Genomic DNA, 13,008 nt, shown 5'->3' on the forward strand with positions numbered 1-13,008 from the left:
TCAGCGCGCCTCAAAATCAATGCGCGGATCAACCCATGTATAGGTTAAATCCGAAATAATACCGAGTAACAGCCCAAGCAGAGTCATGATATACAGTGAACTAAACACCACCGGATAATCCCTTTGAATGGTAGATTCAAAACCCAATAAGCCAATCCCTTCCAGCGAAAACATCACTTCAATCAACATAGAGCCCGTAAAGAAAATACTGATAAACGCACTGGGGAAGCCAGCGATGATGATCAGCATGGCGTTACGAAACACATGCTTATACAGAATACTGCCCTCATCCAGCCCTTTTGCACGAGCGGTTACGACATACTGTTTGTTGATCTCATCCAGAAACGAGTTCTTGGTTAACATGCTCAATGTAGCGAATCCACCAATCACCATAGCGCAGGTTGGCAATGCGAGATGCCAGAAATAGTCGATAACCTGTTGGTACCAAGTAAGGCTGTCGAAGTTATCCGAAACCAAACCGCGCAAAGGGAACCAACTAAAGTAGTTACCACTTGCGAACAAGATGATCAGAATGATAGCGAACAAAAATCCGGGAATGGCGTAGCCGACAATCACTAGCGCGCTCGACCAAATATCAAAGCGGGATCCATGATGTATCGCCTTCATTATTCCCAGCGGGATGGAAATTAGGTAGATGATTAAGGTGCTCCATAATCCCAGAGATATAGAGACAGGCAGACGGTCGACAATCAAATCAATCACGTTACCGCCACGGAACAGACTCTCACCGAAGTTAAACGTGACGTAGTTTTTCAGCATATCGAAATAACGCACATGTAAAGGCTTATCAAACCCAAACTGACGCTTTATTGCTTCTACCACTTCTGGATCCAAACCGCGAGAGCCTTTGTATCCGCCGCCATTGCTGTTGTCGGCACTCGACAAATCGACTTCCTGACCACCACCAGAAAAGCGCTCCATGACACCGGATGTTTGCCCTTCTAACTGAGCGATGGCTTGCTCGACAGGGCCACCCGGTGCAATTTGGATGATAAAAAAGTTGATAGTGATGATTGCCCACAACGTAGGAATAACCAACAACAGACGGCGAAAAATATAGGCAGCCATATAACCTCTTATCGACGTTTTTCAGGCAGTTTTTCGGCTTTCTCTTTCGAGATCCACCAAGTATCTAAACCTAAATCGTATTTTGGCATCACACTTGGTCGCTCAAACTTATCCCACATCGCTACACGATAAAGACTCGAATGCCACTGAGGAATGATGTAGAAGTTCCACTGCAAAATTCGGTCAAGCGCACGGCCTAAACTTAACAGCTTTTTCGGTTGTTCCTGATTTTTAGAAATCTGCAGCGTCAAGTCGTCAATAACCGGATCCATCACTCCAGCAGTGTTGTAGGTTGAATCTATGTAGTTTGAGTTCCATACAATCATCAGGTTAGAACTTGGGAAAGGGTTAGCAAAATAAGATGAAGAGACCATATCGAAATCGCGGTCACGTAGTCGCTTGATATATTGCGTGTTATCAACGGTGCGAATTTTCATCTCAATCCCCATCAGTTTGAGATTTTTTTGCAACGGTATCGCGATACGCTCAGTGGTCGGGTTGTAGATAAGCAGCTCAAAGGTCATTGGTTCGCCAGTTTTAGCGTTCACCATCACTTTATCTTTCAGCTCCCAGCCTGCGCTTTTTAATAACGCAAACGCGGTTCTCATTTGGGTGCGGATACGGCCACTGCCGTCCGTCACTGGCGGTTGATACTCTTCAGTAAATACTCTGGGTGGTATAGCTTGTTTAACTGGGTTGAGAATAGCTAACTCTTCTTCGCTTGGTAAGCCTTTCGCTTCATAGTCGGTGTTTTGGAAATAGCTGCGAGTGCGTGAGTATTGGCTATAGAACATGTTCTTGTTCATCCACTCAAAATCCATCGCATAGTTCAGAGCTTCACGAACTCGCACATCTTGGAATACCGGTCTTTGCGTGTTAAACACAAAACCTTGTGTACTGGCGGGCGCATTGTGCTCGATTTCTTCTTTCTTAATAAAGCCATTATCGAAGTTAACGCCAGTGTAAGATGTCGCCCAGAACTTAGCTTGGCTCTCCTGACGTAAATCAAACTCACCTGCCTTGAATGCTTCCAGCATCACCGTATCATCTCGGTAATAGTCATATTGAACTTGCTTGAAGTTGTTGCGCCCAACATTGACGGGGAGATCCTTGGCCCAGTAGTTGTCATCCAGCTCATACGTCACGCTCTGACCCATTTTGTAGTCCGAGATTTTGTATGGGCCGCTACCTACTGGTGGCTCATTTAAAGGCTCTGCGAAGTTTTTGTCTTTCCAGAAATGTTCGGGTAACACTCGGGTTCCTTGAGCAAAGCTAAACAACTTTTCTCTATTGGGTTCCGACATTTCAATACGCACGGTCAGTGGTGCTATCGCCTTAACGGATTTGATCTCTTTGTAATAGACGCGGTACTGAGGTACGCCTTCAGTCATGAACTTGTTGAAGGTAAATTCCACATCGGCTGCGGTAATTGGCTCTCCATCCTGAAAGCGGGCTTTAGGATTAATGTCTAACTCAAGCCAGGTGTAATCATCGGAATAGCGAACTTTTTCAGTGATAAGGGGGTAATAGGAGTCAATTTCATCGGTTGGTGAATACATCAAGGTGTCATAAAGTTCACCTGTGTATATCGCAGGCACACCGCGTGAGGCATAGCGGTTAAAATTATCGTAAGTACCGACCTGTCCGTAAGTGATTTTTCCGTACTTGGGAGCATCAGGATTGACGTAATCAAAATGAGTAAAGTCTTGCGGATACTTTGCTTCACCAAAGCCAACCAATCTTGTGGTTTCGATAACATTCGCCAAAGCAAAGTGGCTAATTGCAGTAAGCACAATCCCTAAAACAAGTGGTTTGGTATTTCCCATTCCGCGAATCCTTCTATTTATCAAAATGACACTGAGTTACCCGACGCCATATTACATAGCTCATATCCGGATAATGCAGGATATTATTAATAATTCAGTCACTTGGATAAGTATAGAGAAGTTTCCACAGAACGAAACCGCCAAAGCGTCAGCAAGTTGCAACAAATCTACATTTCAGCGGTTTCTTATGTTCATGTCTCACGCTTTAGAGATATCAGAGCATTTCTTGAGCAATCAAACGCAGCAAATAAGTTTCGCGCTCGATACTCATCCCCTTTTTCGGGCTTTCTAGAATGGTTTTTTCGTTGTGAGCTATCGCTTGGTGAATATTAATCCAACGAGGTTCCATGCCATTGCGTATTTCGTAGTCTTCAAATTTGGTGTTGCCCAGTTCGCGATCAATCTTGCAGGTGTAGCAATACGAGATCATATGCATCACATCAAAATCATTTTTGTACCAAGGGCGAAACTCCTCGTAGATACCATAAGGCTTGATGGAATGGATATTCTTTGCTCCGGTTTCTTCTTCCAGCTCACGTACCAAACCCGCAAGCACATCTTCACCGTCATCTAACCCGCCACCCGGAAGTGTGTAGTCATGATATCGCTCGGTATACAGCATCAAGATATCTTCGCCATCAATCACAATCGCTCTTGTTGCTTTGCGTTGTAGCACTGTGTACTGGCTTAAGCGTTCGACATCCGGATGAACGGCAGTTTGTAAATGTCTCATGGTTGTTCCCTTAATTTTCTCGGCGCGAATTCTAACATAAAAAAGCCCCGTTTAACGGGGCATAAATCACTTGGAACAAGCAATAATTTCAACCATCTGCGGTGATTCGCTTAATCAACTCTTGCTCAACTTTCGGTGCGAGATCAACATCGATCTGACAAGTTCCCGCTGCGTGGTGACCACCGCCTCCATATTCAAGCATTAGCTCGCCTACGTTGGTTTTTGAGCTGCGATCAAAGATGGATTTACCTGTGGCAAACACGATGTTTTGCTTTTGGAAACCCCACATTTTATGAATTGAAATATTACACTGCGGGTAAAGGGCATAAATGATAAAACGGTTGCCAGCGTAAATCACTTCTTCTTCGGTTAGATCTAACACCACCAGATTTCTATACACGGTGCCGCACTTCATAACTTGCTCTTTAAACTTGTTTTCGTGCTCTCGATACAACTCGATCCGTTCTCTCACATCAGGCAGATCGAGAATTTGCTCTATGGTGTGATTACCGCAGTAATCAATCAGATCCATCATCAGGTTATAGTTTGAAATTCTGAAATCGCGAAACCGCCCCAAGCCAGTTCTCGCATCCATCAAAAAGTTAAGTAGGTTCCATCCCGTAGAATCCAGTACTTCATCACGTGTGAACTGAGCGGAATCACCTTTGTCCACCGCTTCCATCATTTCCAACCATGCTTCAGGAAAGACATCCAACCCACCGTAGTAGTCCCATACCACTCGCGCCGCAGAAGGCGCATTAGGATCGATGATGTGATTGAGTCTGGATTCTGTATTGCGAATGGTTTCAGAAAGGTGGTGGTCAAATATCAGAAAGGCGTTTTCAACATAAGGTAAGTTGGTGGTGATGTCGTTTTCTGTTATCGCTATCTTGCCGTCTTGCATATCTTTGGGATGCACAAATTTGATGTCGTTAATTAAATTAAGTTTTTTGAGCAACACTGCGCAAACCAATCCGTCAAAGTCACTTCGGGTGACAAGCCGATATTTGTTCTCCGCCATTGGTTAATCCCCTAAATTTTTTATACTCGTCATTCTTCACCTCATGCTTTCACCGCTATTGATGCTCAACTCAAGAAAGCACTATGCCTTAATTTTAGACAGCATGTTTTTTTTAACAAACTTAAGACAATGGTTTTTAAAAAAATATTCTACAATTTCCATATGGCGTAATCACTTTAAGTTACAGCTCGTTTCTAAATGGTCGCGTTAACTACTCTTTGTGAATGTGAAGAAGAGTAAATGACGGCAGGCCAAACCGCTGAAACACCAAGCAGAACCAATTTAAAATAAACTCAATAAGCCCATGGAGATACCCGATGAAAAAACACAGTTTTGTGATTTCAGCTTTAATAGGTAGTGCACTACTTGTTGGCTGCTCAAACGAACCAGATGAATACGCTGTGAAGGAGTATGAAGCAACCACGAGCCCTGCCTCACTCTACTGTGTACAGCAAGGCGGAAAACTCGCAATGGTCACTGAGAACGATAAACGCGTAACGTATTGTGTGCTCTCAGATGATGAGAAGGTCGAACAGTGGGAATACTACGAAAACCGCCAAGAAAAAGATAAGCAATAAGTACATAGCGATTCACTTAGTCGCGAACAACAAAAGGCAGCTTTAGCTGCCTTTTGTTTTAGTGCCCTACAGAGCGAAGCAAATCATCAATGTGTTTTGGTCCGATTGGCCGCACACCGGAAGGATTAAGATCTTTGATTGAGTAATAGCCAGTGATGATATGGTCCATATTTACCGTATCCACAACACCGGGCAAACGTAAAATTCGCTCCATATAAGCAGATAGATTTTTGCAATCTGCAATACGTTTGAAGTTAGTCTTAAACAAGCCATGATAAGCAGCATCAAAACGAATCAGGGTGACGAAAGTGCGAACATCGGTTTCCGTTAACTGATTGCCCACCAGATAATCTTGACCTTCCAGACGTTGTTCCAGTTCGTCAAGCATCGAGAAAACACCGGTTACGGCTTCTAAATAAGACTCCTGCGACTGCGTAAAACCCGCTTTATAAACACCATTGTTTAGCAGGTCATAGATACGGGGATTCAACTCATCAATTTCACATGCGTATTGTTCTGGATACAAACGTACATCTGACGGCACTAAGTGTTCGAATGCGGTATCTAACATACGCAATATATCTGCGCTCTCGTTATTTACCATCACATTCTGTTTCATGTCCCACAATACAGGAACGGTCGCACGACCAGTAAAGTGTGCATCCGCTCGAGTGTAGATTTCATGGAGGTAGTTCGAATTAAACAATGGGTCAGTGTCAGAACCTGCGTATTGCGAAAAGCTCCAACCTTGGTTGGTCAATACAGGATTCACCACTGTTACTTCGATGTAATCATCTAAACCTTTGAGCTTACGAGCCATCAATGTCCGTGAAGCCCACGGACAAATATAAGCAACGTACAGACGATAACGCCCCGCTTCAGCTTTGAAACCACCAATACCTGTTGGGCCGGCGCTGCCATCGGGTGTTATCCAGTTACGAAAACTGGAGACTTGTCGAACAAAACGTCCTTTCTCGTCGGCTTTCTGCATTGCTTTCCAATCTTTTGTCCATTTACCGTCAACTAACATGGCAACCCCTTATCTGAATCGACTCAATTTTTCTAACCTTCTAAATACTGGATTCAGTATGATTACCATCGCGAATTAGAGCAATGACGTATTCAATGAGAAATAATCAACAATACGTTTATAAATTTATACCTATGATGAAGTGACAAAAGCCAACAGCGCTGGCCACTGTTGGCTTTAGATATAAAAGAACGAATATCTTGGTTAGTTCATATCAGGTGTAAACAGACCACGCTTCATATAGAATTTAACCCAAAGCGCACCAATGAAGCTGATAAGCAGCAAGATACCGCCCGCAACGCTGTATACCATTTGTGTCATCTCTTCAGATGGTGAGTTATGAAGCGCGACATACCCCATAGCAACGATGCCGAGGATCTGTGGAATGGGGAAGAAAGGCGATTTATAAGGACGATTTTGATTAGGCAGTTTCTTACGTAATACAATCACGTCAATATGTGCCACCATGTAAGCCAGTAACCAGCTTGTGGTTGCAGCAATAACCAACACAATCAGTGAATCAATATTAACCAACATGAACGCTATCGCTGTGCATGATGCAATCATAACCACACCAGCCCACGGAACATCGTAGCGGTTCTTTGCTTTTAGCTGAGGGAACGCTTGTCCTTGCATCGCCATGCCGTGCAACATTCTAGGAATAGAAGCCAGAATCGTATTAATCGTACTGCATGTCGCCGTCAGTGCCATCACAGTAGCGACTAACAAACCGCTTTGACCAAACACACCATTTGCATAATTCAGGTAAGGAATCGGTGACGTAACCAATGTTTCAGTATCCAGATACAGCGTGGCACCGTAAGCAAATGCTAGAAAAATGGCAAATATCATCGTCAATGACCAGTGCATGGCACGCGGTATATTCTTTGTCGGATTCTGCACTTCATTGATCATTGGACAAATAAACTCAACACCAACCATCAGCCACATCGCTAATGCGATTAAGCCGACAAAACTGCCATCCAGCACACCGCCGAAACTCCAGTCAACACTGTCTCCAGTTAGAACTGGATGTGGTTCACTAGCACCAGTAATAGCAAAGATTCCAATCAGAATAAGTGCACTGACCAATACAAACGCTAACATATTTTGAACTTTCGCAAACACGTCAGCACCAATCAGGTTGGTGACACTTAAAATAACCAAAATCGCAATCGGCACTAACTTTGCGGGGAATAAACCCGGCAGTAATTCTGACAACATTGCATCTACCAAGAACATTTCGACAGGTAATGCCAAAATCGCGACCACCACATAACCCGAAAAAACAGACACTATTGCCGGAAAGTGACCTATCGCTTTCTGCGTGTATGTGGCTAACGTGCCTTCTCGAGGAAACATCAGAGACAGTTCCGCAAAACTCATCGCGTTAAATTGCGCCAACATGTATGCACAAACCATCGCTGCAACAAACGCCATTCCACCTATACCGATACCCTGTGTTGCGGAGATCATCGCGCCTTGCACAATGACAAGGCCGATGCAGATCGCCATCATGGTTGGTAATCCCATTTTATTGATTTTTGTTTTATCCGCTGATCCTCCAGCGGTAGCAATTTTGCTTGAGTATGTAGTGTCGCTCATATCCAAATTCCTTTTGTAAATAGAGTCTTATGACCTAAACCAAATGTTCAATCTATAGTCTGTCAAACCGATAAGGTGACGGATCTATGATTGGGTTCATACCGCTAACTAAATCTGCAGCTAACTGCCCTGCCGCAGGTCCTGTACCAAAGCCATGCCCTGAAAAACCCGTCGCTATGGTTAATCCCGGAATATCCTTTATCCGATCAATAACAGGGTTTGAATCTGGTGTTACATCGATTTGTCCAGCCCAAGCTTCTTCAATCTGTGCGCTATCAAACGCTGGCCAGGCTTTACGTAAATTGGTTAAGGCCTCCTGATTTAATCCACTATTATGCAATGGGTCAATAGTTCTCACTTTCTCAAAAGGTGAGCTTGAACCACTGTCCCAACGTCTTGAAATTGCTAAATCTTTTAAGAAATAATTGCCGAGTGAAACACGCAAATAACTTCTTTGGCTCTTAAGTTGGCTAAGGTATCGGTGTCCTATTAATAGATGGTCGAGACATAAAGGAGCATCCAAAGCACCACGTTGAGTTATGATGAATCCGCCGTCCTGATGTTTGCGGAAAGAGAAGTTTGACGCACCAACAGCAATCTCAGTTGGACCTTCCATTGGCTTAGTGCGCATCACTGAGCAGATAAGCGGCAATGTCGGAAGAGAAATGCCTTCGTTGTCCAAAAAGCGACGTGACCATGCGCCACCCGCTAACAGTACTTGTTCGCATCGAATCTCGCCTTGTTCAGTGACAACGCCTGTCACTTTCCCCGCAGAACGTGATAGTCCTCGTACCGCACAGTTCTGAACTAAAATAGCGCCTTTGTTAACGGCTGCTTGAGCCATAGCACTAGTTGCAATCGCTGGTTCAGCACGACCATCTGAAGGAGTATAGATCCCCCCCAACCATTTACCTTTTCCGCCCTGCACCATAGTGTCGACATCCGTAGGCGTTAACATACGAGAGTCCAGTTCCAGAGACTTAACCGACTCCAACCAGCTTTCATGCATCACCAATTGTTCTTCTGAATCGGATAAGAACATGATGCCTGCTTGTTTATAACCAACATCACGTCCGACTCGTTGTGACATCTGAGCCCAAAGTTTATCTGCCGCTTGTGCCAAAGGTACATCATCAAAATGTCGGTTTGTCTTACGAATCCAACCAAGGTTTCTAGATGACTGCTCTCCAGCTATATGTCCTTTTTCAAGCAACACCACAGGTATATTTCTTTCCGCTAAGGTCAGTGCTGCACTAACACCAACAATTCCACCACCAATGATCACAACACTGGTCGATTCTGGAATCACATCTGTAGTCTGAATTCGTTCAAGGGTTTTAGTCATAATCCTTTATCCTAAAAAGGATGAGGCATCGCCCCATCCACACTCCATTACGCTAGGACGATTTGTTGTGTTTCCAAACCTGAAGCACCTCGGTACGCGGTTATCTCTAACTCAACTTTGTAAATGGTTGAGCCCAAAGGTGGGCACGTAACTGTCGTCGCTGGGTTTATTCCTCTGAATTTAGTGCCAATCAGTTCCATAACAATCGATACATCTTCTGGGTTTTGAATAAACACACGTGACATCACAACATCATTGAGCGAACTATCTAGCGCTTTTAGAGCTCTTTCGATATTGCTAAATACTTGCTCAGTCTGCTCAAGCACACTTTCACTAATCAATTGTGTTTCGGGATTACGCCCTGCTGTGTTCGATACATAAATCCAATTGTCGACGGCAACGGCTCGTGAATAACTGCCCATTTCTTCGAACTTTGAACCGGTTTTAACTTTGACGATCTGCGCCATGCTGATTTCCTAAATGAAAGTGAAGTACTAATAGGTTTTGGTTGATGGTTGTAACTAGCGAAACGTTTCAATTAACGCAGCTCAGGTTCGTCCCAAAGATTCAGTTTCACGCCAATACCTTGTTCAATTGCGTTGCGATAAACAACCGTTCCCCAAGCTACGTCTTCAACAGGTAAACCGCCTACCGACAAAATGATGATCTCCTCATCGTTTTGACGACCAACCGCATCCCCAGCGACGATTTTGCCTAAATCTTCGAACTGCTCTTTTTTCATTAAGCCTTCTTCAATCATGTCCATAAAACGAACGCCAATGATTGGAATGTATTGGTGCGCCGGTTTTGGCACTTCTTCAAACCATGCGTCATAAAGGCCAGGGTTATCCGCTACTTTGCGAACATCTTCTTTTTCAAGATCGGAATCTAAGCGGCAGTACGCAGGCATTGAGAGGAATGCTCCCGGTTTTACCCACTTGCGTTTTACTTCTGGATAGCTAGACACATCACCAGTCTCACCGGAGTTGCAGTAAGTAACGATGTCAGCATCACGGACAACATCTTCAATGGTATCAACAACTTTTACTGAGGTAATTTGTGGGTAGTTAACGTGAACCCAGGTAATAAAATCATCAAGACTCTTCTTACCGCGCCCTTTAACTTTGAGCGTATCGATTAGCGGGCATGCAGCCATGAAAGCCGCTACCGATGTCTTACCCATTACACCCGGACCTAATAAACCAATCACTTTTGAATCTTTACGTGCAAGGTAACGAGCACCTACCCCCGGAACAGCGCCAGTGCGGTATGCGGAAAGCAGGTTAGCGGACATATGAGCCAACGGAGCGCCGGTGTCAGCGTCGTTAAGCGTGAACATCAAAATCGAACGTGGTAGACCTTTTTCTCGGTTGGCGATATTAGAGCCATACCATTTCACGCCACAGGTTTGGAAACTACCGCCTAAGTACGCTGGCATCGCCATCAAACGGCGGTCTGGAGAGTGTTTTGGCATGGTTGCAAATTCAGGCTCTTCCGGGAAAGTGATCATTGCACCATGAGAGTCGTTGTTTGCTCCCGCCATACGGTAATCTCCGCGATATAGCAGTGCGAACATCTCTTCCATCGTGTCCACACATTGAGGCATGTTGGTTACGCCTGCTTCGATCATGTCCTTTTCAGAGAGATAGATAAAATCAATTTTCGTGTTTGCTGACATACATTCACCTGTATCCATAGGGTTAATTGTTAGTCCTCTCTCGTAGCCTTCCCATCAACACAAAAGTTCAAACCTTAGCGTGATTTTTGACTCTTCCTTGAGTGGATAACTCGATACTAGTGAGCGATTTTTTGTGCGTATTGTATTTTTGCGACACAGATAAAAATCTTTTCCGCCATTTTTAAATTCTGATTTTTGGCACACTTGCTGCTAATCACGAAAACACTAGGGAAACAAAATCGTTACGATTTTTTAATATTTAAAGCAGACGGAAAGGCAAGAAATCATGTTAAGTTCATCTCACTCCTATCAGGTGGCGAACATACACTCCAAACAACCTTGGTTTGTTCTCAGCGCCGAAAAATATGCCACGAACTTAACGACGGAGAATCCCGTTATTTCTCATTTCTACAGCTTTGAAGTGGGTAAATCTCAAGCCCCAACGACAGCCATTCCAGACGGTTGTGTTGACCTGCTTTTTGATTGTGATTCCGACAGCCCTATGGGTTTGGTTTGCGGTACAACTTTGGAAGCGACCGAAGTCGCTTTTAACCAAGACCATCGCTATTTTGGTATGCGTTTTGTACCAGGTTTTATCCCCGACTTTATAGAAATTTCAGCTCCAGAATTGACCAACAAACAGTGCAATATTGTCGATGTAGTCTTGAATTCTCAGGATCTGGTTGAACAAATTGTTAGTGCCAGTTCTTTTCAAGAGCAGGTACAAATCGCCAAACAATTTATGCGTGGAAAACAAGGTAGAAAGCCCACCAATTTAACCCATCAAGTCGCCGCCAAAATTTGTCATGAGAAGGGAAATATTCAGGTTCAGGATCTAGAAACATTTACGGGCTATTGCAGCCGGACTCTACAACGCCAGTTTCGCGCAGATCTCGGGCTCACACCCAAAGCATTTTGTCGTGCAATTCGCTGCCAATCTGCCATTTACGATATAAACCATCTCGATAAAGTCGCTTTTTCTGACCTCGCTTTTAACTTAGGTTTTAGCGATCAATCCCACTTTCTCCGTGAATTTAAAAAGCTGGTTAGCGCGACTCCACTTGAGTATCAGAACCGAGTAAAGCAGAAGACTTATCTCGATCGAATTCAGTGTTATTGAACTTATTTGGGGCAACAATGCTCAAATTACGCACAAAATGTGTGCTTTTTATTTCTAGAATCACCCCCGAAATCTGGATGTAAAATTTCGTAAATGACAATTATTATCATTGATAAGCTGTATTTTTATAGCTAAAGTAGCGTCGCAATCAATAAAAAAACGAATATATTTTTATAAGTACGAAAGAAGTTACTATGCAGAAAAATCAAAATAAAAGAAGCGCTTACCCGTTAACGGTTATTGACGCTGAAAAAATTTCACCCAGCATTCAAAGAATTACATTACAAGGTGATGCTATTGCTCACTTTGGAAAACAAAACGAAGGCGACTACATCAAACTTCTGTTCTCACCAGAAGGTTCAACTCAACTCTCGGGTTTAGAAGAAGACGTAAGACCAATCATGCGCACTTATACAATCCGCGAGTTTGATGAACAGAAAAACAGCATTGTGGTCGATTTTGTCCGCCATATTACTCATGACCCATCGTCTGGATTTGCCGCTCGTTGGGCAATGAATGCAAAAATAGGCGACACCATTTCGATTGCAGGACCGGGCCAAGGACAATCCACGAATCCAAATGCAGATTGGGTATTTCTAGCTGCTGACATGACTTCACTACCAGCACTGGCGGTAACACTGGCAAACCTAGATAAAAATGCGTGCGGTTATGCAGTTATTGAGGTTAACGAACATGAAGATGTGCAAACACTTGAAGCACCACAAGGCGTCAAAGTAATTTGGGCCATTGCTGAGTACGGCGATAAATTGGTTGATCTGGTCAAAGCTCAGGTTTGGCTAGAAGGACAATGTGCCGTTTGGTGCGCGTGTGAGTTCGATTCGATGAAAGCCCTGCGCCAATACTTCCGCAATGACAAAGAGATAGACAGAGATTTCATCTATATCAGCAGTTACTGGAAAAATGGCGTGAGCGAAGATGGTCACAAAGTGATTAAACGACAAGACGCAGAAGAACAACACTAA

At 43.9% G+C, this 13,008-nt stretch carries 12 protein-coding genes; 3 read left to right on the top strand and 9 right to left on the bottom strand.

What is annotated here, in order from left to right:
* From L3V23_RS16630 to L3V23_RS16645, 4 genes are all read right to left on the bottom strand, one after another.
* Entirely contained in the window at positions 1–1,089 is a 1,089-nt protein-coding gene (locus L3V23_RS16630) for a microcin C ABC transporter permease YejB (protein ID WP_102941320.1), read from the bottom strand.
* Between the two features lie 8 nt (positions 1,090–1,097).
* Entirely contained in the window at positions 1,098–2,915 is a 1,818-nt protein-coding gene (locus tag L3V23_RS16635; RefSeq protein WP_237292566.1) for an extracellular solute-binding protein, read from the bottom strand.
* A gap of 214 nt (positions 2,916–3,129) precedes the next feature.
* Positions 3,130–3,648 (bottom strand): NUDIX hydrolase, encoded by a 519-nt coding sequence (locus L3V23_RS16640; RefSeq protein WP_042483205.1) that lies wholly within the window; start codon positions 3,646–3,648, stop codon positions 3,130–3,132.
* Positions 3,649–3,736: 88 nt separating this feature from the next.
* The gene (locus L3V23_RS16645; protein WP_237292569.1) at positions 3,737–4,669 is read right to left on the bottom strand and encodes an exopolyphosphatase; all 933 of its coding nucleotides are present in this window, start codon (positions 4,667–4,669) and stop codon (positions 3,737–3,739) included.
* A gap of 317 nt (positions 4,670–4,986) precedes the next feature.
* Here L3V23_RS16645 and L3V23_RS16650 point away from each other — a divergent pair, with 317 nt between their 5' ends.
* Positions 4,987–5,247, top strand: coding sequence for a DUF333 domain-containing protein (locus L3V23_RS16650; RefSeq protein WP_042483200.1), 261 nt, complete (start codon positions 4,987–4,989; stop codon positions 5,245–5,247).
* 58 nt (positions 5,248–5,305) lie between these two features.
* On the opposite strand, the gene L3V23_RS16655 is transcribed toward L3V23_RS16650, so the two are convergent.
* The 5 genes from L3V23_RS16655 to L3V23_RS16675 form a co-directional block, all read right to left on the bottom strand.
* A complete protein-coding gene (locus L3V23_RS16655; protein ID WP_237292571.1) occupies positions 5,306–6,277 on the bottom strand; it encodes a glutathione S-transferase C-terminal domain-containing protein in 972 nt (323 codons plus the stop codon).
* Between the two features lie 204 nt (positions 6,278–6,481).
* A complete protein-coding gene (locus tag L3V23_RS16660; protein ID WP_237292573.1) occupies positions 6,482–7,882 on the bottom strand; it encodes an APC family permease in 1,401 nt (466 codons plus the stop codon).
* 52 nt (positions 7,883–7,934) lie between these two features.
* Positions 7,935–9,227, bottom strand: a complete 1,293-nt coding sequence (locus L3V23_RS16665; RefSeq protein WP_102986212.1) for an FAD-binding oxidoreductase — start codon at positions 9,225–9,227, stop codon at positions 7,935–7,937.
* A gap of 47 nt (positions 9,228–9,274) precedes the next feature.
* Positions 9,275–9,694, bottom strand: coding sequence for a RidA family protein (locus L3V23_RS16670; RefSeq protein ID WP_237292575.1), 420 nt, complete (start codon positions 9,692–9,694; stop codon positions 9,275–9,277).
* A 71-nt stretch (positions 9,695–9,765) separates the two neighbouring features.
* Positions 9,766–10,905 carry a tyramine oxidase subunit B gene (locus L3V23_RS16675; protein WP_102986213.1) on the bottom strand — a complete coding sequence of 380 codons (1,140 nt, stop codon included), beginning with the start codon at positions 10,903–10,905 and terminating at the stop codon, positions 9,766–9,768.
* A 286-nt stretch (positions 10,906–11,191) separates the two neighbouring features.
* On the opposite strand from L3V23_RS16675, the gene L3V23_RS16680 reads away from it, so the two are divergent.
* On the top strand, positions 11,192–12,025 hold the full coding sequence (locus L3V23_RS16680; protein WP_042483182.1) for a helix-turn-helix domain-containing protein: 834 nt from the start codon (positions 11,192–11,194) through the stop codon (positions 12,023–12,025).
* Positions 12,026–12,219: 194 nt separating this feature from the next.
* Complete coding sequence (locus L3V23_RS16685; RefSeq protein ID WP_237292577.1) at positions 12,220–13,008, top strand: siderophore-interacting protein; 789 nt, start codon at positions 12,220–12,222, stop codon at positions 13,006–13,008.

This window comes from Vibrio sp. A1-b2, from assembly GCF_021726015.1.
GTDB lineage: Bacteria > Pseudomonadota > Gammaproteobacteria > Enterobacterales > Vibrionaceae > Vibrio > Vibrio diazotrophicus.